Origin of the sequence: Flagellimonas pelagia (assembly GCF_003584135.1) — a bacterium.
Lineage (GTDB): Bacteria > Bacteroidota > Bacteroidia > Flavobacteriales > Flavobacteriaceae > Flagellimonas > Flagellimonas pelagia.
The window spans coordinates 84,507-109,644 of sequence record NZ_QXFI01000033.1 but is presented as its reverse complement, the minus strand read 5'-3'; the positions used below and the strand labels follow the sequence as shown (position 1 = coordinate 109,644).

At 43.1% G+C, this 25,138-nt stretch carries 26 protein-coding genes and 1 tRNA gene; 15 read left to right on the top strand and 12 right to left on the bottom strand.

Annotated elements, in window-relative coordinates:
• Window position 1 precedes the first annotated feature (1 nt).
• On the bottom strand, window positions 2-766 hold the full coding sequence (locus D2V05_RS14585) for an alpha/beta fold hydrolase (protein WP_119638744.1): 765 nt from the start codon (window positions 764-766) through the stop codon (window positions 2-4).
• Window positions 767-1,032: 266 nt separating this feature from the next.
• Between D2V05_RS14585 and mraZ the strand changes: the two genes are divergently transcribed.
• The 15 genes from mraZ (at window position 1,033) to D2V05_RS14510 (ending at window position 17,145) form a co-directional block, all read left to right on the top strand.
• Complete coding sequence (mraZ, locus tag D2V05_RS14580; protein ID WP_119638745.1) at window positions 1,033-1,488, top strand: division/cell wall cluster transcriptional repressor MraZ; 456 nt, start codon at window positions 1,033-1,035, stop codon at window positions 1,486-1,488.
• A complete protein-coding gene (rsmH, locus tag D2V05_RS14575) occupies window positions 1,481-2,383 on the top strand; it encodes a 16S rRNA (cytosine(1402)-N(4))-methyltransferase RsmH (RefSeq protein WP_119648341.1) in 903 nt (300 codons plus the stop codon). Before mraZ ends, rsmH begins: the two co-directional genes overlap by 8 nt.
• Before the next feature lie 88 nt (window positions 2,384-2,471).
• Window positions 2,472-2,789 (top strand): FtsL-like putative cell division protein, encoded by a 318-nt coding sequence (locus D2V05_RS14570; RefSeq protein ID WP_119648612.1) that lies wholly within the window; start codon window positions 2,472-2,474, stop codon window positions 2,787-2,789.
• Window positions 2,789-4,798 carry a penicillin-binding protein gene (locus D2V05_RS14565; RefSeq protein WP_119648340.1) on the top strand — a complete coding sequence of 670 codons (2,010 nt, stop codon included), beginning with the start codon at window positions 2,789-2,791 and terminating at the stop codon, window positions 4,796-4,798. Before D2V05_RS14570 ends, D2V05_RS14565 begins: the two co-directional genes overlap by 1 nt.
• Window positions 4,795-6,258 (top strand): UDP-N-acetylmuramoyl-L-alanyl-D-glutamate--2,6-diaminopimelate ligase, encoded by a 1,464-nt coding sequence (locus D2V05_RS14560; RefSeq protein WP_119648339.1) that lies wholly within the window; start codon window positions 4,795-4,797, stop codon window positions 6,256-6,258. Before D2V05_RS14565 ends, D2V05_RS14560 begins: the two co-directional genes overlap by 4 nt.
• Before the next feature lie 8 nt (window positions 6,259-6,266).
• The gene (gene mraY, locus D2V05_RS14555; RefSeq protein ID WP_119648338.1) at window positions 6,267-7,487 is read left to right on the top strand and encodes a phospho-N-acetylmuramoyl-pentapeptide-transferase; all 1,221 of its coding nucleotides are present in this window, start codon (window positions 6,267-6,269) and stop codon (window positions 7,485-7,487) included.
• Window positions 7,488-8,822 (top strand): UDP-N-acetylmuramoyl-L-alanine--D-glutamate ligase, encoded by a 1,335-nt coding sequence (gene murD / locus D2V05_RS14550; RefSeq protein WP_119648337.1) that lies wholly within the window; start codon window positions 7,488-7,490, stop codon window positions 8,820-8,822.
• Between the two features lie 2 nt (window positions 8,823-8,824).
• Entirely contained in the window at window positions 8,825-10,030 is a 1,206-nt protein-coding gene (locus D2V05_RS14545) for an FtsW/RodA/SpoVE family cell cycle protein (RefSeq protein ID WP_119648336.1), read from the top strand.
• The gene (murG, locus tag D2V05_RS14540) at window positions 10,017-11,105 is read left to right on the top strand and encodes an undecaprenyldiphospho-muramoylpentapeptide beta-N-acetylglucosaminyltransferase (protein WP_119648335.1); all 1,089 of its coding nucleotides are present in this window, start codon (window positions 10,017-10,019) and stop codon (window positions 11,103-11,105) included. The genes D2V05_RS14545 and murG overlap by 14 nt, the downstream gene beginning before the upstream one ends.
• Window positions 11,102-12,451, top strand: coding sequence for a UDP-N-acetylmuramate--L-alanine ligase (murC, locus tag D2V05_RS14535; RefSeq protein ID WP_119648334.1), 1,350 nt, complete (start codon window positions 11,102-11,104; stop codon window positions 12,449-12,451). The genes murG and murC overlap by 4 nt, the downstream gene beginning before the upstream one ends.
• Window positions 12,441-13,160, top strand: a complete 720-nt coding sequence (locus D2V05_RS14530) for a cell division protein FtsQ/DivIB (RefSeq protein WP_119648333.1) — start codon at window positions 12,441-12,443, stop codon at window positions 13,158-13,160. Before murC ends, D2V05_RS14530 begins: the two co-directional genes overlap by 11 nt.
• Window positions 13,161-13,163: 3 nt before the next feature.
• Window positions 13,164-14,492: a cell division protein FtsA gene (gene ftsA, locus D2V05_RS14525; RefSeq protein ID WP_119648332.1), complete on the top strand. Its 1,329-nt coding sequence runs from the start codon at window positions 13,164-13,166 to the stop codon at window positions 14,490-14,492.
• A 26-nt stretch (window positions 14,493-14,518) separates the two neighbouring features.
• Entirely contained in the window at window positions 14,519-16,507 is a 1,989-nt protein-coding gene (gene ftsZ, locus D2V05_RS14520; RefSeq protein WP_119648331.1) for a cell division protein FtsZ, read from the top strand.
• Between the two features lie 100 nt (window positions 16,508-16,607).
• A complete protein-coding gene (locus tag D2V05_RS14515; RefSeq protein WP_119648330.1) occupies window positions 16,608-17,060 on the top strand; it encodes a GatB/YqeY domain-containing protein in 453 nt (150 codons plus the stop codon).
• Window positions 17,061-17,071: 11 nt separating this feature from the next.
• Window positions 17,072-17,145, top strand: a tRNA-Arg gene (locus D2V05_RS14510).
• Here the strand turns inward: D2V05_RS14510 and D2V05_RS14505 are convergent.
• The 11 genes from D2V05_RS14505 to D2V05_RS14455 form a co-directional block, all read right to left on the bottom strand.
• The gene (locus D2V05_RS14505; RefSeq protein WP_119648611.1) at window positions 17,099-18,715 is read right to left on the bottom strand and encodes a recombinase family protein; all 1,617 of its coding nucleotides are present in this window, start codon (window positions 18,713-18,715) and stop codon (window positions 17,099-17,101) included. The two genes, D2V05_RS14510 and D2V05_RS14505, sit on opposite strands and share 47 nt — an antisense overlap.
• 3 nt (window positions 18,716-18,718) lie before the next feature.
• A complete protein-coding gene (locus tag D2V05_RS14500) occupies window positions 18,719-19,558 on the bottom strand; it encodes a Fic family protein (protein WP_094997765.1) in 840 nt (279 codons plus the stop codon).
• A gap of 3 nt (window positions 19,559-19,561) precedes the next feature.
• Window positions 19,562-19,699, bottom strand: coding sequence for a hypothetical protein (locus D2V05_RS19725; RefSeq protein WP_158657159.1), 138 nt, complete (start codon window positions 19,697-19,699; stop codon window positions 19,562-19,564).
• Window positions 19,696-20,067 (bottom strand): type II toxin-antitoxin system HicB family antitoxin, encoded by a 372-nt coding sequence (locus D2V05_RS14495; RefSeq protein WP_094997766.1) that lies wholly within the window; start codon window positions 20,065-20,067, stop codon window positions 19,696-19,698. The genes D2V05_RS19725 and D2V05_RS14495 overlap by 4 nt, the downstream gene beginning before the upstream one ends.
• 123 nt (window positions 20,068-20,190) lie before the next feature.
• Window positions 20,191-20,373, bottom strand: a complete 183-nt coding sequence (locus tag D2V05_RS14490) for a hypothetical protein (RefSeq protein WP_094997767.1) — start codon at window positions 20,371-20,373, stop codon at window positions 20,191-20,193.
• 133 nt (window positions 20,374-20,506) lie between these two features.
• Complete coding sequence (locus D2V05_RS14485) at window positions 20,507-20,797, bottom strand: hypothetical protein (protein WP_147378291.1); 291 nt, start codon at window positions 20,795-20,797, stop codon at window positions 20,507-20,509.
• Window positions 20,798-20,805: 8 nt separating this feature from the next.
• Window positions 20,806-21,855 (bottom strand): relaxase/mobilization nuclease domain-containing protein, encoded by a 1,050-nt coding sequence (locus D2V05_RS14480; protein ID WP_094997769.1) that lies wholly within the window; start codon window positions 21,853-21,855, stop codon window positions 20,806-20,808.
• Window positions 21,845-22,192, bottom strand: coding sequence for a plasmid mobilization protein (locus tag D2V05_RS14475; RefSeq protein ID WP_158657160.1), 348 nt, complete (start codon window positions 22,190-22,192; stop codon window positions 21,845-21,847). The genes D2V05_RS14480 and D2V05_RS14475 overlap by 11 nt, the downstream gene beginning before the upstream one ends.
• A gap of 172 nt (window positions 22,193-22,364) precedes the next feature.
• Window positions 22,365-22,850, bottom strand: coding sequence for a hypothetical protein (locus D2V05_RS14470; RefSeq protein ID WP_119648329.1), 486 nt, complete (start codon window positions 22,848-22,850; stop codon window positions 22,365-22,367).
• A complete protein-coding gene (locus tag D2V05_RS14465; RefSeq protein ID WP_119648328.1) occupies window positions 22,847-23,635 on the bottom strand; it encodes a hypothetical protein in 789 nt (262 codons plus the stop codon). The genes D2V05_RS14470 and D2V05_RS14465 overlap by 4 nt, the downstream gene beginning before the upstream one ends.
• A 613-nt stretch (window positions 23,636-24,248) precedes the next feature.
• Complete coding sequence (locus tag D2V05_RS14455; protein WP_119648327.1) at window positions 24,249-25,088, bottom strand: nucleotidyl transferase AbiEii/AbiGii toxin family protein; 840 nt, start codon at window positions 25,086-25,088, stop codon at window positions 24,249-24,251.
• Between the last annotated feature and the right edge of the window lie 50 nt (window positions 25,089-25,138).

The following is a 25,138-nucleotide window of genomic DNA, read 5'->3' as shown; positions in this document are numbered from 1 at the left end:
GTTAGAAGTTACGCTTTTTCAGCCAAGCATCCAGTATACGATTAAAATCCTCTGGGTGCTCCATCATGGGGGCATGCCCACATTTCTCGATCCAATATAAATCGGAATCAGGTAAAAGCTCATGAAATTCCTTGGCTACATTGGGTGGGGTAACCGTATCGTTTTCTCCCCAAATAATACAGGTAGGCGTTTTCATGTGGGGAAGGTCCTTCGACATGTTATGACGAATAGCGCTTTTGGCAATGGCAAGGGTCTTGACCAATTTCATACGGTCGTTTACCGTAGCGAAAACCTCGTCCACAATTTCTTTGGTGGCCACTTCTGGGTCATAGAAAACATCTTGGGCCTTCTTTTTGATGAACTCGTAGTCGCCACGTTTAGGGTAGCCATCGCCCATAGCGCTCTCGTAAAGTCCGGAGCTGCCAGTAATTACCAGGGCCTTTACCATTTTAGGGAACATTTTGGTGTGCAAAAGCCCAATATGACCGCCTAGGGAATTGCCTAATAGAATCACATCCTTCAATCCTTTGTACTCGATAAAGTCTTCCAAAAACTTGGCAAAATTCTTTACGGTGGTCTTCAGGATAGGCATGTCGTAAATGGGAAGTTCGGGAATCAAAACCTTATATCCCTTGGTCGGAAAATACTCCGATACCCCTTGGAAGTTGCTCAATCCGCCCATGAGTCCGTGCAATATGATCATGGGGGTTCCTTCTCCCTTTTCTATATATCGGTATTTGCCGTCCTCAATTAAATGCTCTTCCATCTATAGTTAGTTGGTAGTAAGAGGCGCAAATATAGGCAATTCAAATCATAAAGATTTCAGGTTTTTGGCCCAACGACACCAAGTTTTTTATGAACGACAATTTTCCAGGGAACTTCTCCACCCATTCTGAGGTTGGGTTTACCATTGTTAAAAGGTAGTTTTGCGCTCAAAAGTGGGGAATTTATTAACAAAAGTGGTGTTTAGTGGAGAAATGTGGAAATAAAATCTATATATTTGAGTTGTATTAAGTAACCAATTGATTTCTAGTGACCCATATCATCGGACAACATGACTGTAAAGCTGACTCAAAAGGAAGGGTGCTTCTGCCCATTTCCTTGAAGAATCAGTTGTTGCCCGTGATCAAGGAAGGGTTCGTGATCAAGCGGTCCGTTTTTCAGCAATGTCTCGAGTTGTATCCCAAACAGGAGTTTGATGTGCTCATGCAAAAGGTCATGAAGAAAAGTAAGATAAATCGCAAGTACGATGCGTTTGTCAGAAACTTTGTGGCGGGCATGAAAGAGGTGGCCATTGATGGGGATACGGGCAGGTTGCAGATTCCTAAAAACTTGGTGGATTATGCGAAGATCGATAAGGAAGTGGTCCTGAATGCGGTGTTCGATAAGATAGAGATCTGGAACAAGGATATGTACGAGCAGGTCTTGGCCGAAGGGGAGAAAGATTATGCCGATTTGGCCGAGGAGATTTTTGATGACGATGAATAGTGCGTACCACAATCCAGTTTTGTTACAGGAGTCGGTGGACGGATTGAACATAAAACAAGATGGGGTGTACGTAGATGTCACCTTTGGTGGCGGAGGACATTCCCGTGAAATTTTGAAGCGATTGGGCGAAAGTGGAAAGTTGTTCGCATTCGATCAAGATGAAGATGCGTTGCAGAACGCTATCGATGACGACCGATTTCAGTTGATCAACCAGAACTTTCGTTACCTCAAGCAATATTTAAAGTTCTATGGCATTCGGAAAGTTGATGGAATCCTAGCGGATTTTGGGGTTTCCTCGCATCAGTTCGATGAGGCGGAGCGTGGCTTTTCCATTCGGTTCAATGCTGATTTGGACATGCGGATGGACAGGACCAACGCCCTATCGGCCTTTGAGGTGGTCAATGCGTATTCCCAAGAGGATCTAGCAACGGTCTTGTTCCAATATGGTGAATTACGGAATGCCAACGCCATGGCCAAGACCATTGTTGTAGCAAGGGAGCAAAAATCCATCAAAACAACCGATGATTTGAAGATGGTGCTTGGCAAGTTTTTGCCCAAGATGAAGGAGAACAAAATCTTGGCGCAGATTTATCAGGCAATTAGGATCGAAGTGAACCAAGAAATAGAGGTGCTCAAGGAATTTTTGATGCAGGTTCCAGAATTACTAAATCATGGAGGCCGATTGAGTATGATCAGTTACCATTCCTTGGAAGATCGGTTGGTAAAACGGTTCATCCGTGATGGAAGGTTTGAAGGCGAACCGGAAAAGGATTTTTATGGGAACATCAGTGTTCCTCTAAAAAAGGTTGGGGGGCTGATCGTACCATCAGCAGAAGAAATAGCACAGAACAATAGGGCACGCAGTGCCAAACTCCGGATTGCGGAAAAAATATAGGTAGAAGTTGAAATGTCATCTTGAGCGCAGTCGAAAGGTGATTTTTTAAAAGATTCCCGTCGGCATGGGAATGACAATTGAAGATGAAATGAGAAAAGGATTACTGGACATACTAAAAGGAAAGTTTTTGGTGAGCGGGGATGCTCCCAAGAACTGGATGTTCTTGTTGTTTGCCTCGTTTTTGGCAGCCTTGATGATTTCCAGTAGCCATAATGCTGACCGAAAGGTCCTTGAGATCGCTGCCCTTAATGAAGAGGTCAGGATGCTGAAGAGCGAATTCTTTCAAGGCCGTTCCCAAGTACAACAACTCAAATTGGAATCAACCTTAAGGCAAGTGGTTGCTGACAAAGGATTGGTCCCTTCCGAAAATCCACCTAAAAAAATCAAAGTAAAATCCACTGACTGATGCCGATCACTGAAAAAAATATCATGAACAGACTGTACCTGGTTTCCGGGGGTCTTGTGGTATTGGCCATTGCGGTAATCGTGAAGGTGGTGGATATTCAGGTAGTAAAAGCTGATGAATATAAGCAATTGGCCTTGAGCAAGACGGAGAAAATGTTCACCATTGAACCCAATCGAGGCAATTTGTATTCCGAGGATGGCAGTTTGTTGGCGGCTTCCGTATCCAAATATGAAATCCGGTTTGATGCCAAAACGGTATCCGAAAATAATTTTCAGAACCATGTGGCCGCACTTTCTGATTCGTTGGGAATGATGTTCAACAGGCCATCTTCCTATTACAGACAATTGTTCCGCAAGGCAAGGGCCAATGGGAACCGTTATGCATTGGTGGCGCGTAATATCGATTACCTCGACTTTGTCAGGATTAAGCAATTTCCGCTGTTTAATCTTGGTCCGTATAAAGGTGGTTTTATTGAAACGCACCGAGTGGTACGTGAATATCCATTGGGACAAATGGCCGCTCGTAGTATCGGCTATGAAAGGGTGGATGAAAACGGCTACTATACTCGGGTGGGTATGGACGGTGCCTTCGGTGAAACCTATTTGCGAGGCAAGGAAGGGAAGCGTCTAAAACAAAAAATTGCCAAGGGGCAATGGAAACCTGTGGGATTGGACAACATCGTGGAGCCCCAAGATGGTTTGGATGTAGTGTCAACCATTGATGTGAATATTCAGGATATTGCCCATCACGAACTTTTGGCACAATTGGAGCGGTATAATGCCGATCACGGTTGTGTGGTGGTGATGGAAACGGAAACAGGGGAGATCAAGGCTATTTCGAACTTGGGCCGTACCTCGGACGGAAAATATTACGAAAAACTCAATTATGCCATTGGAGAATCCCATGAACCGGGATCTACCTTCAAGCTGATGTCTTTAGTGGCCGCTTTGGAGGACAAGGTGGTAGATACCAGTACCGTGGTTGATACCGAAAATGGTCGTTACCGCATTTATGATGGAGTGGTAAAGGATTCTAGGCCAGGCGGATATGGAAAAATTTCGGTAGCCAAGGCTTTCGAAGTCTCTTCAAACACCGCTTTTGCCAAGATCATCAACGAAAATTATAAGGAACAGCCCGAAAAGTTCGTAAACCGATTGATGAACATGGGCCTTCATAAAAAGTTGGGTCTGCCCATCATTGGGGAGGGTGATCCTGTGATTCGATATCCAGGGGAAAAAGGATGGTCCGGTATTTCCTTGGGTTGGATGTCGCATGGTTATGAAGTTTCCTTGACCCCGATGCAAACCTTGGCCTTTTATAATGCCATTGCCAATGACGGTGAATTTGTAAAACCCCGTTTGATCAAAGAAGTACGTGATGGTAGCAAGGTGGTAAAACGATTTGATAAACAAGTGGTGAATTCTTCCATCTGTTCCCATGAAACCGTTGAAAAAGTACAACAATTGATGAAGGGTGTGGTGGAAAAGGATTTCGGAACAGGCCATAAACTGTATTCCAAAAACTTCTCCATGGCCGGTAAAACAGGTACTTGCCAAAAAAACTATGTGACCAAGGACCCTGATAAATTGGCCTATATCTCCACTTTTTCTGGCTATTTCCCCGCAGATAATCCTAAGTATTCTTGCATCGTGGTCATCCATGAGCCCGATAAGAGTGTGGGGTATTATGGGGCGGATGTTTCCGGTCCTGTTTTTAAATCCATGGCCCAAAAGATACATGCCATTTCGCCCATGGTGGATGAAGTGGAAAGTGATGTGATCGAGGATGCTAAGCTCGACGAAAACTATCAACAATATTTTGCCCAGGCCCAAAAGAAATTCAGCACCGTGCCCAATGTGAAAGGTATGAGCGGTATGGATGCCGTCTCCCTTTTGGAAAATATGGGGTTGGAAGTGGAGGTGCATGGGAACGGAAAGGTGAAAAAACAATCCATAGATCAAGGAACCGATATCAAACGAGTCAAAAAAATAGTATTGGAGCTTTCATGAAGTTGTTGAAGGATATTTTATATGGAGTAAGTTTGTCCGCGGTAAGCGGGGACACCAATGTGCTGGTGAACCATATCCATTTCGACTCAAGGGCAGTTGGGATGGATGATGTTTTTGTGGCCGTTCGAGGAACCTTGACCGATGGGCATAAGTACATTCAAAAAGCGGTGGACTCCGGGGCCAAGGCCATTATTTGTGAAGAACTTCCTGAAATATTGGTCAATGGTGTTACTTACCTAAAAGTACCGGATTGCAACAGTGCCTTGGCGATTGTGGTTTCTAATTTTTATGGAAATCCTTCCAAAAATTTAAAACTGGTAGGGGTAACGGGTACCAATGGAAAAACTACGGTAACTACGCTTTTATACAACTTATTCAAAAAGGCTGGATATAAGGTCGGGTTGATTTCAACAATCAAAGTAATGGTGGATGAAATGGAATTTCCAACCAGCCATACCACACCTGATGTGTTGACCATCAACAACTATTTGTCCAAAATGAACGAGGTGGGCGTGGAGTTTTGCTTTATGGAAGTGAGCTCGCACGGTATCCATCAAAAAAGGTCCGAAGGACTACATTTTGCAGGGGCCATTTTTACCAACCTGTCCCACGATCATTTGGATTACCACAAAACCTTTGCAGAGTACAGGGATACCAAAAAGAAGTTGTTCGATGGACTTCCCAAAACAGCCTTTGCATTGGTGAACATTGATGATAAAAACGGCTTGGTCATGTTACAGAACACCAAGGCCAAAAAATATACCTACGCCCTAAAAACCTATGCGGATTACAGGGCCCAGATTTTGGAAAGGCAGTTCAACGGGCAACTGTTGAAGATGGATGAAAATGAATTGTGGTCCAAACTCATCGGTGATTTCAATGCCTACAACCTATTGGCCATTTATGCCACTGCGGATCTGTTGGGTCTGGAGAAAATGGAGATACTAAGGTTGATGAGCGAATTGGAAAATGTGGACGGTAGGTTCCAATATTACATTTCAAAAGATAAGATAACGGCTATTGTTGATTATGCCCATACGCCGGATGCACTAAAAAATGTATTGGTTACGATCAATGCATTGAGGACTGGAAATGAAAACGTCATCACCGTAGTGGGGTGTGGTGGTGACCGTGATAAGTCTAAGCGTCCGGTTATGGGTCATATCGCTTCCGAAATGAGCAATCAGGCCATTTTCACTTCGGATAACCCCAGAACGGAGTCCCCTGGAGTGATCATTGAGGAAATGGAAGCTGGGGTGGAGCCCCAAAATGCCAAGAAGGTATTGTCCATAGAAAACAGGAAGCAGGCCATTAAAACTGCCTGCAAGCTGGCCTTGGCCAACGACATTATTCTTGTGGCTGGAAAAGGGCACGAAACCTATCAGGAAACCAATGGGGTTCGGGTTGATTTTGATGATTTTAAAGAAGTAAAAGAAGCTTTGGAGAGCTTAAATAAATAACGTAGTCGATGCTATACTACTTGTTCGATTTTTTGGAGAAACAATATCAGCTGCCAGGCGCGAGTCTTTTCGGGTTCCTCACCTTCAGGGCTGCTATGGCTGTAATGTTGTCTCTTTTAATAGCCATGGTTTACGGTAAACGCATCATTGTTTTCCTTCAAAAAAAGCAGATAGGAGAAACGGTTCGCGATTTAGGATTGGAAGGACAACAGCAAAAGGCGGGTACGCCTACCATGGGTGGATTGATCATCATCATGTCCACATTATTGCCTGTTATCTTGTTCGCAGACATCAAAAATATTTATGTCATCCTGTTGATTATCACCACCATTTGGATGGGTATCATCGGGTTTATCGATGACTACATCAAAATTTTCAAAAAGGACAAACAAGGTCTTAAGGGCAAGTTTAAGGTAATGGGGCAGGTCGGATTGGGATTGATTGTGGGTTTGACCCTATATTTTCATCCCCAAGTGACCATAAAAGAAAAGGATACGACCACCATTACGGAAAACTTTAAGGTAGAACGGGTTTTTGGGGAAGAGACCAAGGCCGTTCGCACCAATGTTCCTTTTTTTAAGAATAACGAGTTGGATTATGCCGATTTCATCTCTTGGATGGGTGATGGTATGGAAGATTATGCTTGGATCATCTTTATTCCAGTGGTCATCCTTATTGTGACCGCTGTTTCCAATGGGGCCAATCTTACGGATGGTATCGATGGATTGGCGGCAGGTTCCTCTGCCATCATCGTACTCACCTTGGGCATTTTTGCCTGGGTTTCCGGTAATATTCAGTTTTCTAGTTATCTCGATATTTTTTATCTGCCAAGAGTAGGTGAATTGGTGGTATTCCTCGCTGCCTTTGTGGGGGCTTTGGTCGGATTTTTATGGTACAATGCTTATCCGGCACAAGTGTTCATGGGAGATACGGGTAGTCTCACCATTGGAGGGGTCATCGCCGTGATTGCCATTATCGTTAGAAAAGAATTGTTATTGCCCATTTTGTGCGGCATCTTTTTCGCGGAATCCCTGTCCGTAATGTTGCAAGTAGGGTATTTCAAGCATACCAAAAAGAAATACGGGGAAGGTAGGCGCATTTTCCTGATGGCTCCCTTGCATCATCATTATCAGAAGAAATCATACCACGAGAGTAAGATAGTGACCCGCTTTTGGATCATTGGGATATTGTTGGCCATCATCAGTATTGTCACCTTAAAAATTAGATAGATGGTGCGTTTGGTGGTACTCGGAGGAGGAGAAAGTGGTGTAGGAACTGCCATTTTAGGATTGAAAAAAGGATTTGAAGTCTTTGTTTCGGATAAAGGCGAGATAAAGGATAAATACAAGAAAGTTCTTGAACATTTTGGGATTGAATGGGAATCGGGCCAACATACGGAGGCTAAGATTTTGAATGCGGATGTGGTGATGAAGAGTCCGGGAATACCTGACAAAGTGCCTTTGATTAAGGAGCTTGTGGCAAAAGGTATTCCAGTGATTTCGGAAATCGAATTCGCTTCCAGATATACCGATGCAACCATTATCGGGATTACGGGAAGCAACGGAAAGACCACCACCACTATGATGACCTACCATTTGGTCAAGGAAGGTAGGTTGAATGCGGGTATGGCCGGAAACATTGGTGATAGCTATGCCAAGATGGTGGCAGAGCAGGATTTTGATCATTACGTTTTGGAGATCAGCAGTTTTCAACTGGATGGCATTGTGGATTTTAAACCCCATGTGGCCGTGATCACCAACATAACGCCTGACCATTTGGATCGCTATGAGTACAAATTTGAAAACTACATCGCATCTAAGTTTCGCATAGCGATGAATCAAGATGAGCAAGATTACCTGATCTATGATGCAGACGATGAAGTTTTGGTGGATTGGTTGAAAAAGCATCCAGTACGATCCAAATTGATTCCATTCACCCTAAAAGGGGAAGTAGAGGAAGGAGCTTGGCTCGAAAATGATACGATTAAAATAAAATTAGAACATAAAACCTTGGAAATGAGTACAGATATTTTGGCCTTGGAAGGGCAACACAATGTGAAGAATACAATGGCTGCAAGTATGGCCGCCCTTCTGGTGAAGGTAAGGAAAGAAACCATTCGCCAGAGTATCCAGTCGTTCCAAGGAGCACCCCACCGATTGGAGAAGGTATTAAAAATCAACCACGTGGAATACATCAACGACTCTAAGGCAACCAATGTGAACGCTACGTTTTATGCTTTGGATGGAATCAAAAAACCCATCGTGTGGATTGTTGGTGGTGTGGACAAAGGGAACGACTATTCCGAATTGATGCCATTGGTCAGAGAAAAAGTAAAAGGAATCATCTGTTTGGGGGTTGACAATTCCAAAATTAAGGATGCCTTTGGCAATGTGATTGATTTGATGATCGAGACCTTTTCCATGGAAGAGGCCGTGAAAGTTGCCTATAAAATGGCCGAAAGAGGTGATGCTGTATTGTTGTCACCAGCTTGTGCCAGCTTTGACCTGTTCCAAAATTATGAGGACAGGGGAAATCAATTTAAAAACGCAGTAAAAAACTTGTAAACGTGTTTGCAATCTTCAAAAATCTGAAAGGTGATAAAGCCATCTGGGGTGTAGTAGCCCTTTTGGCCCTTTTCTCATTTTTGCCCGTGTACAGTGCCAGTACCAATTTGGTCTACGTTAATGGTGACGGAACAACTATTGGTCATTTGGTCAAGCATGCCATGTTGTTGTTCCTGGGATTCGGGATCATCTATGCCATTCACAGGATTCCGACACACTATTTTAAGGGACTCTCCATTATTGCACTTCCTATTGTGTTAATTCTGTTGGCCTATACTTTGACAGTAGAGACAAGGATTGGAGGGGTAACGGCAAACCGTTGGATCAAGATTCCATTTGTAGGGGTCAATTTTCAGACGTCCACTTTGGCTTCGGTGGTGCTGATGATTTGGATCGCTAGGTATTTGACCAAGATCAAGGATGTACAGATTACTTTCAAGGAAAGCATTTTGCCTCTATGGCTTCCTGTTGCTTTGGTGGTTTTATTGATTTTGCCGGAGAACTTTTCAACAGCGGCCATCATTTGTTTTATGGTGATGGTACTCTGCTTTTTGGGAGGTTATCCATTAAAATATCTCTTGTCCATGCTTGGGGTTGGGATTGTATTTGCAGGTATGTTCCTGTTTGTCCTGTTCAAGACACCCGATGTTTTGCCCCAACGTGCCGGAACCTGGAAATCCAGGATTGAGACTTTCTTGCACCCAGAAAATGCCGATAAGGATGATTTGCACCAATTGACGTTGGCCCAGATTGCGGTGGCAGAAGGGGGCATTGTGGGCAAGGGAGCAGGCAAGAGCGTTATGAAGAATATGTTATCTCAGAGTACCTCCGATTTCATTTTTGCGATCATCATTGAAGAATACGGATTGGTTGGCGGAGGCGCTTTGTTGTTCTTCTATCTGTTGTTGCTGTTTAGGATCGTGGTGGTGGCGCATTCAGCAAAGACGGTATTTTCAAAATTATTGGTGATAGGGGTGGGACTTCCGATTGTGTTCCAGGCCTTCATCAACATGGCAGTTGTGGTGCAATTGTTCCCGGTAACGGGTCAGCCATTGCCCTTGATCAGTATGGGAGGTACATCCATTTGGATGACCTGTATGGCCATCGGCATTGTGCTTAGCGCCAGCAACAAAAAAGAGAATTTGGAGGAGCAATCCTATGACATAGATGAAACGAATCCTTTAGAAGTATTGAGTGGGCAATTATAGGTTTATTCTATCTGGAGGAGGAACGGGAGGACATATTTATCCCGCTGTGGCCATAGCCAACGAGCTAAAAAGAAGACATCCGGACGCGAAGTTTTTGTTCGTGGGGGCCAAGGATAAAATGGAAATGGAAAAAGTGCCACAGGCCGGATACGAAATAAAAGGTTTGTGGATCAGTGGATTACAACGGAAACTGACATTGAAAAATCTCATGTTTCCCTTTAAAGTGATAAGTAGTTTGTTAGGAGCACGTAAAATAGTGAAACAGTTCAAACCCCAAGTGGCCATAGGTACAGGGGGGTTTGCCAGTGGACCTTTGTTAAGGGTGGCCGCTGGGGCTGGTATTCCCTGTGTGCTCCAGGAACAGAATTCCTTCGCAGGAATTACCAATAAACTATTGGCTGGCAAGGCAGAGAAAATTTGTGTCGCTTACGATGGAATGGAAAAATTTTTTCCAAAGGAAAAAATCGTAAAAACAGGGAACCCCATCCGTATGGATTTGGTGGATTTAAAAGCGGATAGGAAAGAAGCCATTGCTTTTTTTGGATTGGATGCCAACAAGAAAACCCTGTTGGTTTTGGGTGGAAGTTTAGGCGCACGTCGTATCAACCAATTGGTGGAAAAGGAATTGGATTTTTTCGAAAAGCAAGGACTGCAATTGGTTTGGCAATGCGGAAAACTATATCACGAAGACTATAAAAAGTATGATTCCGATAACGTAAAGGTTTTGCCTTTTGTCAATCGGATGGATTTGGCCTACACCGTCGCCGATGTAATCATATCAAGGGCAGGTGCTGGTTCAGTTTCAGAGCTCTGTTTGGTGGGAAAACCGGTGATTTTTATTCCCTCACCCAATGTGGCAGAAGACCATCAGACCAAAAATGCCAGTGCCTTGGTGGGCGAGAATGCAGCTATCATGATGAAGGAATCGGAATTGGATGGAAGCTTTGAGAACGGCTTTATCCAATTAATGGAATCAGAAGAAATACAAAAAAACTTGGGCCAGAACATCAAAAAACTGGCTATGCCAAAGGCTACGGAACATATTGTGGATGAAATTGAAAAATTGTTGAGGTGAATTTGAAGGACATACATAGCGTTTATTTTATTGGCATAGGGGGCATCGGAATGTCCGCGTTGGCGCGCTATTTCAATTTCATTGGTAAGGAAGTGGCCGGATATGACAAAACGCAGACTCCCATAACCGATGGACTTGAAGAAATTGGAATCCCGGTTCATTTTGAAGACAATGTGGATTTGATTTCCGATACCTTCAAACATCCCCAGACCCTTGTGGTGTATACTCCTGCAGTACCAAAGTATCATACGGAACTTAACTTTTATCAGAACAATGGTTTTCAAATAAAGAAACGTTCTGAGGTATTGGGCATCATCACCAAGGATTCCTTTTGCTTGGCGGTAGCGGGAACTCACGGTAAAACGACCACATCGGCGATTTTGGCCCATTTGCTCAAGGAATGTGGTTTGCCTTTCACGGCATTTTTAGGAGGTATTTCGGAGGATTTCAACAGTAATTTTGTGTTGGATGGCACCGAATATTCCGTAGTGGAAGCGGATGAGTTCGATCGTTCCTTTTTGAGGCTTTCCCCGACAGTGGCTTGTATCACTTCCATGGATGCCGACCATTTGGATATTTATGGAACCAAAGAAGAGTTGTACCATTCTTTTAGGGAATTTGTCGGAAAGATCAAACCGGGAGGAAAATTGTTTGTTCGAAAAGGGTTGCCCATGGAAGGCATCACCTTTGGGATTGAGGACGGTTCTGATTTCTGCATAGAAAATATTGACATTGAACATGGCACCTACATATTTGATCTCGTCACGCCTTCGGAGGTCATCAAGAACGTAAAGTTCAACAAACCCGGAAGGCACAATTTGCTCAATGGATTAGCTGCATTCGGAATGGCGGTGCAAACCGGTTGCCCACCACACCGCCTAGCCGAAGCTCTGGCAAGTTTTAAGGGTGTACAAAGAAGATTTTCCTATCAGATCAAGGAAAAGGACTTTGTTTTTATTGACGATTATGCCCATCACCCAACCGAAATCGATGCGGTGCATCAGGCCATTAGGGAAATGCATCCGGGACAAAAAATCACGGTGATTTTTCAACCCCACTTGTTTTCAAGAACCAAGGATTTTGCTGATGATTTTGCGGCCAGCCTTTCCCGGTTTGATGAGATAATACTCTTGGAAATTTACCCAGCGCGTGAAGAGCCCATAGAGGGGGTTACTTCTTCGTGGCTGTTGGATAAAATAGAGAATCCTAACAAAAAGTTGGTTCAAAAATCAGCTTTGCTGGATGAAATAAAGAACTGCAAAACAGGGGTTTTGGTGGCTCTTGGTGCAGGTGACATTGGAATGGAAGTACCAAAAATTAAAAAAGAATTGGCGTATGCGGGTTAATTGGAATTACATCAAACTGGCATTTTTGTCGGTGGCCGTAATTGCCCTTTACGGTTTTGCCGATCATAGGAGCAAACAAAAGAAAGTAAGCGACGTTGCCATAAAATTTGTGGGCGAGGATAACCTGTATTTGACCGAGGATGCGGTTAATAAATTGTTAATACAAAATTACGGGCCTTTAAAAAATAGGGATAAAGAACAATTAGTTTTGAATACCATAGAGGAGGTAATTGAGTCCAACGATATGGTGAAAAACGCCCAAGTCTATCTTACTGTAAACGGGGAGCTTATCTCTAAGATTGTTCAGCGAAAACCCATAGGGAGAGTTGAGGGAGTCACTAAATTTTATTTGGATGATCTGGGAAAACGCATGCCATTGTCAAGGTATCATTCGGCTCGCGTCCCCATCATTACGGGTAAGATTACAGGGAAGTCCCTTGAGGATGCCTATGTTATTTTGAACTATATCAACGAAGACGATTTTTTGAGAAAAAACGTCATCGGGATCCATATAGAGGAAGAAGGAAGCTATCAGCTCAGGTTCCGCATGGAAAATTTTGTGGTGAATTTGGGCGGGGTGGACAATCTGAACATGAAGTTTAAAAATTTCATGGCCTTTTATGCCAAGGCTTCCAAGGACAATTCCTTGGAAAAGTATGCTATAGTGAGTTTGGAATTCAACAATCAAGTGGTTTGTACCAAAATATAAAGTATGGAACAGGGTAATTATTCAGTAGGGTTGGATATTGGAACTACCAAGATCGTGGCGATCATCGGTAGGGAAAATGAGTATGGAAAAATTGAGATACTGGGCACCGGAAAGTCCAAAAGTTTGGGAGTGCACCGTGGTGTGGTCAACAACATCACCCAGACCATTTCCTCCATTCAACAAGCGGTGGAACAAGCCGAATTGAATTCAGGGCTGAAAATAGGTTCCGTGGTGGTGGGCATTGCCGGTCAGCACATCCGCAGCCTTCAGCACAGCGATTATATCACCAGACCCAATTCCGAGGAAGTGATTCATGATGAGGATTTGGACAAATTGGTCAACCAAGTGTATAAATTGGTGATGCTTCCGGGTGAGGAAATCATTCATGTGTTGCCGCAAGAATATAAAGTGGATGGCCAGTCCGAGATCAAACATCCAAAAGGCATGTATGGTGGACGATTGGAAGCCAATTTCCATGTAGTGGTGGGCCAGGTTTCATCCATCAAAAACATCGGTAGATGTATTAAAAGTGCCGGGCTGGACCTAGGTAGCATCACTTTGGAACCCCTTGCATCTGCGGATGCGGTGTTGAGCCAAGAAGAAAAAGAAGCAGGTGTGGCCCTTATCGATATAGGGGGTGGTACTACGGATCTTGCCATTTTCAAGGATGGCATCATTCGCCATACATCCGTTATTCCATTTGGGGGCAACGTTATCACCGAGGACATTAAGGAAGGGTGCTCCATCATCGAAAAGCAGGCCGAACTGTTGAAAATAAAATTCGGTTCCGCTTGGCCAGGCGAAAACAAGGACAACGAAATTGTATCCATTCCAGGGCTAAGGGGTCGTGAACCGAAGGAAATCACCCTTAAAAACCTCTCCAAGATCATTCACGCCCGAGTGGTGGAAATCGTGGAGCAGGTTTATGTGGAAATCAAAAACTATGGACACGAAGAGCAAAAGAAAAAATTAATTGCCGGTATCGTTTTGACTGGTGGTGGAAGCCAATTGAAGCATTTAAAGCAGTTGGTGGAATACATCACGGGCATGGACACCCGTATCGGTTACCCGAATGAGCATTTGGCGGGTGATTCCGACGAGGAGGTTGCCAGCCCATTGTATGCTACTGCTGTGGGTCTTTTGATGAAGGCATTGGAGACCAAAAAGAGGACTTTGGTTCTGGAGCAAGGAGAAATCCACGAGGATGAAAAAGTGTTGGTGGAGCAGGACCATATGGGCGGACAAGTAAATGTGTCTGCAAACAAGGAGAGAAAATCCATATTTGATAAGTGGTCGGAAAAGTTGAAGGACTTTTTGGACAACGCAGAATAATAACCCCATAAAGAAACACATCTGTCATGAGTAAGAACACTGAATTTGACAACATCGCTTTTGATTTGCCCAAGAACAAGAGCAACGTAATAAAAGTTATCGGAGTAGGAGGTGGCGGTAGCAACGCCATCAACCACATGTTCCAGGCTGGCATTAACGGAGTGGATTTCGTAATCTGCAATACCGATGCCCAGGCATTACAGAACAGTCCCGTGCCTAATAAGATCCAATTGGGGGTTTCCCTTACCGAAGGTCTTGGTGCAGGGGCCAATCCCGAAGTTGGGGAACAGGCTGCCTTGGAAAGTATGGAAGAGATCAAGGGTATGTTGGGACACAACACCAAAATGGCCTTTATCACCGCTGGTATGGGAGGCGGAACCGGTACGGGGGCGGCACCCATTTTGGCCAAATTGGCCAAGGAAATGGATGTGCTCACCGTGGGTATCGTGACCATTCCTTTTCAGTTTGAAGGGGCCATGCGTAACAAACAGGCACAATTGGGGATTGAAAAATTGCGTGCCAATGTGGATTCCCTGATTGTCATCAACAACAACAAGCTTCGTGAGGTATACGGCAATCTTGGGTTTAAGGCCGGATTCTCCAAAGCGGATGAAGTTTTGGCCACTGCGGCAAGGGGTATTGCAGAGGTTATAACACATCACTACACACAGAACATCGACCTTAGGGATGCCAAGACTGTGCTTTCCAACAGTGGTACGGCCATCATGGGCTCTGCCACGGCTTCAGGTTCCGCAAGGGCCACGGAAGCCATCATGAAAGCTTTGGATTCTCCCTTGTTGAACGATAACAAGATCAATGGCGCTAAAAATGTATTGTTGCTGATTGTTTCCGGTTCCCAGGAAATCACCATTGATGAAATCGGTGAGATCAACGATCATATCCAAATCGAGGCAGGTCACGGAGCCAACATCATCATGGGTGTGGGCGAGGACGAGAGCTTGGGTGAGGCCATCGCCGTTACGGTTATCGCCACGGGTTTCAATGTGGACCAGCAGGACAATATCGTGAACACGGAATCCAAAAAGGTTTTCTATACTCTGGAGGATGAACAAACCGCCCAACAGGATTTGACCCCTGAGGCTACATCGGTCCAAGAGGTAAAAGTGGAAAAAACCCCAGTGGTGGAGCCTGAACCAGAACCTACCATTGTGAAGCATACGCTGGAAGTAGAGGAGGTTGAGGAAGTAAAGGAAATTAAAGAGGTGAAGCCCCAAATAAAGGCACAAGATCCTGATTTGGTCCCAACCACCAGCTATATCCGAAATTTCAATGTATTCTACGAAGAAGTAGTACCTGAATATATTGAGGATGATTTCATCATTATCGAGGCCAAAAACATCATCAACAATATTGAAGTCATTGATGCCGAGGTCGTGTCCCCAAAAGCAAATGAGGACCAGTTTACCCTAAGCTTCGATATGCCATTGAACGCACAAGTAGAGGAAGAGGATGAAAAGGAACATACCATCACTTTCAATTTGGATGATGGTATCGGGGACGTAAAGGTGAACGAATATGTAGAGGTAAAACCTGTACTGGAATATAGAAATCAAGGTGAGACTCGATACAACTTGGAGGAATACATGGAACTGGAAAACAAGTTGACCGGTGCCAAATCGATGGCGGAGACCCACGAGCCCAAAATGGTCGAGAACGAACTGGTGTTCGAAAAGAAGACCATCAAATTGGAAACGGCCCAACAACATGAGGAAACCATGGACAGTTTGGATCCCATGAACAGTCCCATCAACGAGATTTTGAGGGAAAGGGCGGATGAACGTAGAAGAAAACTGAAAAATTTCAACTATAAGTTCCAGAACAACAGGAGCAGCATCGACGAGATTGAAAAGCAGCCCGCCTACAAAAGACAAGGGGTGGACCTGAACGATGTGCCAAGGGAGCAGAAAGTATCCAGGACCACATTGAGTGAGGATAGCAACGATGACCTACAGCTGCGTTCCAACAACTCATTCCTACACGATAATGTTGATTAGTAGTGTTTAAATTAACATCCATTTTTAATGGAAAGCATAGACCCGGAAGTGAAATACTTTCGGGTTTATTTTTTATCTTCGCAGCCCAAAATAGATAGAAATGGGTTTGCAGGATAAGGTAATGACAGAGATGAAGGCCGCAATGAAGGCAAAGGATACCGTTGCCTTGGAATCGTTGCGCGCCATTAAATCCGCTATTTTGCTGGCAAAAACAGAAACAGGTGCCGGTGCTGAACTTTCAGAGGAAGAAGAAGTGAAACTGATCCAAAAGTTGGTGAAACAACGAAAGGACAGTGCGGCCATCTACCAACAACAAGGTCGTGAGGATTTGGCCGGACCAGAGCTTGCACAGGCGGCGGTGATCGAGAAATTCTTGCCCGAACAATTGTCCGAGGAAGAAATTGAAAAAGTGGTTGTCAAAACCATTGAAACCGTTGGTGCTTCGGGAATGCAGGATATGGGTAAGGTTATGGGCATTGTTTCCAAGGAATTGGCAGGGCAAGCCGATGGCAAGACCATTTCAAGCATCGTAAAGGCAAAACTTAGTTCTTAATATATTTTTATGGCCCAGTAGTTCAACTGGATAGAATATCAGATTTCGGCTCTGAGGGTTGGGGGTTCGAATCCTCCCTGGGTCACTAAAGGGGATTTTCCACAATTTGGATGGAAAGTCCCCTTTTCAATTTCCTTACAATTATCTGAAAACGAGGAGATTGCACCAAAAATTTCATTGACCCGAAAAGTTTGAACTAGCTTGTTTTTGAAGTCATACCTAATCCCGTCAGGGAACACCATATATTGTACGGCTCTTTTAGTTTCCAAATCGCCTAACTCCCACAATTTAGGCAGGTTACAGGCATAGTTAAGTGCCATCTTTACCGACTTTTTGAGGTTTGAACTATTGATTCCCCCATTTTCCAGTTTTACCTCCAATTCCCTTTGTTTTGCTTTTAGTTCCGGCATAAAAAGGTCGTACTGCGATTTTGTAATCTCGTTCAGTACAACGAACCTTCTTTCCAATGTATTGATTTGTTCTTCGAGCTGGCCGAGTTCCTTGGTCAACCTTTTTTGGTCGTCAAGTGCCTCTTGGTTCTTATCGATCAGGGTGTCGTGAATTATCTCGGTCAAGGGTTCGATATACTTTCTATCGGCTATTGTAAACCTCCCCAATAGATTCAAAAATTCTACATGGAGCTTTTTGGCACTTCTGTTTTCCTTACTGCCCTTACGCCTGTTCTTGTAATAATACAGGCCCTTTTTCTTTACGATAAATCCAGTGTAAGGTGTTCCGCAAACCGAGGATCTGACGAACTTTTTCAATGGCAGGTTTTCATCGTCGAACGAATATTTCTTCGGTGAATTCCCTGCGTGAAGCAAATCATGGATTTTAAGAAATACTTTCTTTGGTATTAAAGCTTCATGTTTTCCCGGAATTACCTCTCCCGGAATCAGACTATTGACAATAAGCCCGCAGTAAAAAGGGTTCCTGAAAAGGTCGGTCAGTTTTTTTGCGTTGATATTCAAGCCCTTTTCTTCCAAGCGTTTTGCAATCTCGACATGGGACATATTTGCGTTCGCCTTCCACAAAAACGCTTGCTTGAGTAGTCTTCCTTTTTTGGTAATCACGAAATTAGGAACCTTCCCCTTTCCGGGATTGGTATTGGTGTAACCAAAGGGATAAGCTCCCGTCCAGTATCCCTTCCGTAACTTCTCCTGCATGCCCGTAATGGATTTGTCCCTGCGGATTTGGTTGTCGAAGTGGGAAAACATGTGGAAAAGATTTTCCTGGAACGTACCTGCGCTTGTTGTAACATCGATTTCCTGGGTGGCCGAAACGACCGCTATTCCCTGTTTCTTTAGTTGCCCACTGATATATGCACCGTTCGCGCCAGTTCTTGAAAACCTATCGTAGGAATAGACAATGATATAACCGATGTTCTTGCGTCGCTTGACATAGCTTAGCATCTTTTGGAATTCCCTACGTTCGTCGCTCTTTGCCGATTCATAGGTTCCCCCGAAATATTCGATTACCTCTAGCTTTTTTCTGATCGCATACTCTTGGCAATATTTGAGTTGGGTAGTTAGACTGGCATTGTTGTCAAATTGCTCTTTGCTGGAAACACGGGTGTAAATGACGGCCGTATTACTTTTACCTATGATTCTTCCCTTTTCCTTCTTGGCAAATTGCTCGAATACCTCTAAGTCCATATGCTATTTTTTTGGGCCTGTAAAACCCTTTTTTCTTTTATTCCCGTCCTCAAAACCCAAGTTGAAATTCTTCGAAAGGTTTTTTTTTTGACCTATTTCATTTTGCATTCTCTTGATCGATGTATCATAGAAAAAGTTGACTATCGCCAACATATTGTTGTGCTTCTCGGAAGCTTTGAGTGCATCGATATATTCCTGCCTATCCTCCTTTAAAATAATGATATGGGGATGTTTGAACTTCTCCAGAATAAAATTGGACAGCAACCGGCCTAACCTTCCGTTACCATCCGGAAAGGGATGGCTGTAAATGAACATTTTGTGGAATATGGCGCTCAACTCCAAAGGGTGCGTTTTTTTGTTTTTGATGGCATCGTCAAAACTGGCCAGAAGCCTTGGCATGTTCGCTATGGCCTTTTTGGTGTCACGGAATACCGTATCGCCGGCCGCCATTTGGGTCTTGGCATATTCGCCGGGTTTGTGGCCTTTATAAGGCAATGTATTTTTGGTCAATATTTTATGTACCGTTCTTACGAAGGATTCGTTGAAATCGGAACCCTTGTTTTTCAGGATATAATCGTAGGCATTGAAATGGTCCATTATTTCGAACGCTTCCAGTAAGGTCTTGTTGACAAGATTAACGGCATACCCCTTTTCCTTAAGCTCCCTCGTGTCGTCCACGCTGAAGCTATTGCCCTCTATACCACAACTGTGGGCGGAAAACAGGATTTCATTGTATCTCCTGAAATCATCGGCATCAAAGGCCGATACGATCAATTTATCGTATTTCTCCTTTAGGGAATCGTATTTTTTTCTGGTTGCGACGAACGGATCCTTTCCTTCCATGGGCTATTTGAATTTTGAATCGATTTCTATTTTCTTTTGGGCCTGTCTTTCGGCTTTCCAGAACACTCTTTTTCGAAATGGCCTCAAATGTTTGGCCCATTCCCCACTTGCGGTCAACATTCTTTTGGTTCCCGTTCTCATTGTTCGACCTTATTTTGGTTCAGGACCTTGTCCTCGTTCTTTACCAGATAATCAAAGGCCTTGTTGACCAGTTCGTTCAGTTTCATTTTTTTCCTTTCGGCCATTATCGAAAGCTCCCTGTGGATTTCACTGGATGTACGGATATTGAACCCTCCCCTATAAAACCTGTTCGGTTCTTTACCAAGCTCCTTGCAGGTTTCAAGATAATGGTCGACGGACCCTTCAAAAGCCTCCTTCAGCTCTTTGACCGAAGTACCCTCATAGCTGACCAAGTCGTTTATTCCGATAACTTTTCCGTGTAGCAGCCCGTCCCGAGAACTATACTCCACAGAACCGAAATACCCTTCATGTTCCAAATTATCTGCCATTGCTTCTATTTTCCTGATCCGCTTTATTCCCTATTGTTTCGTTCGTTCACGAACATAATCCTAAATCCACCCATTATCAAAGATACTAAAATGCAACTATTATTTAGTTGCTGTTTTTTAAATTTAATCTTCGTCTTTACTTACCTTTTGGACATGGTCACAGACTATGTTGGCAAGTGCTTGAAGCTGTTCTACAATCTTTTCCGCATCTTCTTCCGAGTAATCTTCAAAACCTTCATAGGTTTTCAGCCATGCGCTGTCGAATTTTTTGTTTTTCTGCTTTAGCTCAAGTATTGAGTTTGACATTTCCTATAAATATCGACAGCTCCTGTGTTTGAAGGTCACTCCCGTATTTGTGAAAGCAGGCTTTAATTTACCTTTTTTTAATTGATTAAAATCTCAAGAAATCAATATTTTATCCATACTTATGAGTTGTTGGTTAACAACTTTTGGTTTTGGTACACGGGTTTATCTTTTTTTTGAATATCCTGTTCACGCAAACAATTTTACCATTACTTTGCTTGATTTCAAGATTCTGAAAATCATGTTGTTTCAACATATCGATAATACGCTCTCCTGTATGTAGTCGCTCCAAACCCTCGATTGTATCGACCTCCCCGTTTTTGATTATCAACTTAATGGATAGGAACCTTTTGTTCCGTATCATCTCCAGTACCTGAACTTCAGATGGAGTTAATTCCGAAGATTGTAACTTCTTGTTCTCTTTCATAATATCTTCTATAGGTTCAGTCCTTTCTTTTTCTTCTTTCTTTTGCGCTTTTTCTTGATACCTTCATCCATAAGTTCAAGTTTAAACGGATTCCATTCCGTTTCATCTACTAGAGGTTGGACTGTTCCATCTCCTTCAGTTTTTCCCAGATGACCTTCTGATTGCCCAGAAGAATTTTCAGTGCCTTGCGCAGTTCTATTATTTCTTTGTTCAGGCCTGATTGTCGTTCCATTGTTTCTTTCGCCAGTAAGATGAGTTCCTCGTTCTTTTTCATTAGCCGATAGTATAACTGAACGGTCTCTTGTTTGCTCATAAGCGATATGTTTTACGATGCTGTTCCATGAAAATTTTTTACCGAGTGTACTGCCTTTATATACAACTCCCTGATATTTGAAGGATATGCCCGAGACTCTTCCCGATGTTTTGCTAATGTTGAATCTTGGAGAAATATTTTGTTGTTGTAGTAACGTGATGAATTGCGCTGTGTCCGTTGCCTTTGAAATTACCGAACCGACTTTGTCTTGAATAACAAGTTTAATTGGAACATTGCCCGTTCTTAGGGTCTTCTCTATTTCTTTTTGGGTAAGTGATTTTTTGATATTTGTGTTACCAACAATTTGGGTTAGTCCGTATTTCTTTTCCAGATTATCAAGTATTTTACGGCTTCTTCTTTTAATATTACTGTCACTTGTTAATCTCCCCGAATACCTTACCCGATTGGCTATGATATGGATATGTTCATGTTCGGTATCGGTATGACGGTACATTATAAATTGATTGTTGTCAAAACCCATCTTCATCAAATAATCACACCCAAACGATACGAACGTCTTATCATCCAAATAATCCGAGTGCGGTAAGTTCAGGGATACATGAAGAACTGCTTTGCCAAGGCTTGGACGAAGTTCCCTTATCAAATTGAATTCCTGCGTCATTTTAACGGGGGTGGAATGCTCGATATTTGAGTCAATGACATACCCGAACCCTTCACGTACCTTTTTTTCATTGTAGGCCAGCACTCCATAAAAATCCTTTCCTATGACTATCTTACCAATCATTGTGTGCGATATTTGATTTAAGATATTGCAATAGCACTTTTACTTCTTCCAATTGTCTATGAATACTGAAAGGGTCCCAAATGCCCGAGTTTACCACCTTGGTAATTTGGTTCAGATTGTTTCCCACCCGGCTCAGTTCAACAAAAAGTTTCCGGTCATATGGGCTTATCCTTTTCTTTGGCAGGGACCTTTTGGTAATCTTTCTTCGGATATATTCGGTTATAGATAAGCCAATGGTCTCCGCACTAAGGGAAACCTTGATATAGTCATCAACGGTCATTCTGATGTTGACCTGTATTATTTTCAATGACGTCAATTCTTTTTTTGGCCTTCCCATTTTTATATATTTTGTGAGCATCACAAAGCAACCTTCAAACGAAGTGCGTAGGGTTTTTGTTAGCAAAAACACAACTTGCTACGTGACCTCCGATTAACTTAGGCCAAACCTAAAACATATCTCAAGTCAATAAGGGCTTTGCCGTACACGGAGTGTTGTACGGTAAATGGATTCAGCAGAGTTTAACGTCCTCGAAAAGGATTTTAAGGGAGGCCTCGGCTTCAGGAACCTCAAAGTATCTATGGGATTCCAATACGAGATGCTTTAATGCGGATCTATAGCGTGCCTTGCCATGGGCGTTGTCCTCATAAAAAGTACAGGGGTCTTTGGGATGCACCTCCATGGGCGTTGTAAAGGATTTTACGTCTCTGTTCATATATTCGAACCGTTGGGAAGCCCTTCTGTGGATACCACGAAGGGTAAGTCCTTCTGGATAGTTCGGGACGTTGTAATAACGTTCCTCCAAGATTACGATAAAGGCCCGCCTACGGGAAAGTTTTGGTTTTTGCGAACCGATACCGATTGCATTTTGTACATCGCGTACCAGACGCTCGGCCAAAAGGACCTGTGATAGGGAATATTCCTTGCCGTTGACCTCGGGATGTTCCTCCTTGGCCAATTCCTCCAGATAGCTGAGCAGTTTTTCCGACGGAATCATAATTTAGGGCCGCCCCTGCGTTTGTTTATGTTTGGAGTTCGCTCTATAACATTTACCAATGCCTTGGCAAGTTTTTCGAGCCGAAGGGAGAGGCCGAGCAGGTGTTGTTGCACTATAGAGCCCGCCAACAAATAATCGGCCATAGTAGTCTTCTCGGGCAGGAGCTTGGCCTTTACGACAAGATGTAGTAGTACTTGTTCATGGGCATCGAGACCATAGCGTGCATTTTCCAGTTCCTTATCAAAATTTTTGAGATAAGCTTCGGGGCGTGGTTTCTTTTCTTTCACGGTTTTCTCCACTTTTTTCCATTGGGCCTGCGTCGAAAAATGCGCTGTTAAATAAGCTACGGAGAATCGGCCATATTCCCATTTCCGGTACGAGGTGGTCTGGTCCAAGAGTTCCATTTCTACAAAATCCACTAGCGGTTCATTGGACAATGGCCGTTTAAAGTCATATTCGATATTTTTTAGTGCTTCCAGCTGTAATTTCGCGGAATTACCCAGGTTGTTTATCAGATGTCTTCCAAAGGTTTGGGACAGGTCAAACAGCGGTTGTTTATCTTCCAGAATGGCCTTTAACAGCAGTTCCCTTTGCTCTTTGGGGACTTCGTCATAATGAAGTCCATACGTAAAGATGGCCGCGATAAGGGTTTTCAGTTGCCCTTCTGAAAGCGCATGCTTTTTGTGGGAAGGGGGAAGACTGTCCAATTCACTGATTACCTCCATGAAAGACTGTCTGTCGATAGGCCGACTGAAATCCAGTACTTTATATAGGGTTTCCGACATGGTATAAATTTAATCAATGTAACGGAAAAGATTCAAATAATACATCACTTCGTTCTTGGCCGTATCCACCCTTTTGAAGAGAACATAAATAGCAGAAACTGATTATCGCAATTACCCTCCAAAAGATAGTCTATAACTTCTTCCTTATAAATGGGAAGACCGTACAAATCCATCAAGGTATTCTCCTTGCTATTTTGACTTTACCTGTATGGAAAATTCGTCTTCTGGCATTCCTATTCGTTTTAATTGCCTATTTGTACTTTTTTGGTTTTTCGAAAGAGAATAAAATTAACGGAACAATAATCATTAAAGTAATCATAACGAAAGTGAATGTTCTTATCATGTAGACCACTTTAATCTCATTAACCTCTAATTCAAAAACAAGTGGTGCGATCCAAGAACACAGCGACACGGACATTAATAGGGCGAATATCCTTAAGAAGGTGTCCGAATTAAATTTTTTAATTTTTCCCATAACTCATTGATTCTTTAATCGATAACAAAGATGATTAAATTTAGGTGTTCATATCAAACATCATCCATTATGGATTCCGATTATATAGTCTTTATTCCTATTTGATTCGTTTATATGGTTGTCCTGCCCAAATTGATCTCAACTTTTGGGTAAGGGAAATTCCACTCCCATTCTCCAATCCAAAACATTCATCTTTTCTAAAAATCCTTGGATTCCCTTGACCAAATTTTCATAGGCTGGGGAATCCCCATAAATCATTTGCTCTTGCATGGTTTTATAATCTGCCTTCCAATCGTCCTCATACTCAGGGGGTGGGATGGGCCGTATATCCTGAGGTCGATGCAGATTATAATCGACCCCACCAAGTTTTGTGAATACATATCTATGATTTACAATGGTTTCATATAAACCTTTGTCGTGGATGGCATTGACCGCAAATTCCGTTTTCGATAATTGGAAAATATCGTACAAATGACGGCTTAGCCTATCCACCCTTATCTTTTCCTTGGGACGTTGGAATTCCTCATGCAATAGAAAAAGTTTTTCTAAAAAAGTCCTTTCAGGGGTTACGGATGGAACCTTTACTGGAGGCGCTACAAATTCGGCATCGGGATATTCTTCGTCCACAAAGGAGCTTATCGGTTTTGATTGAAATGGTTCCCTTAGAGAACGACAGCCAATTTCAACTTGTACCCTTGGTTGGATGTATCCGGGGGATTTGGTCAGAAATGGATAATAGATTTCTATGATACGAGGGTCTTGGTCGCTTGATTCGGCCGGAATGATATTGAAACCCACATCCTTAAATCCATTGCTCTTAAATCGCTGCTGCAACTCTGGATAAAATTTCCCTGAAATATAGGAACTCGTTTCTTTCCTCAGCTTGGTCAGCTGTTTTTTTGATAGCTCCCCTGAATATCCAAAAAATCCGCGGTCAACGGCAAGGTCGATATCTTCACTAAACTTATCACGACTCATGATAAGTTTTCTTATCCAAGGTAAATCGTTATCCAAAGTTCTTGATAGGT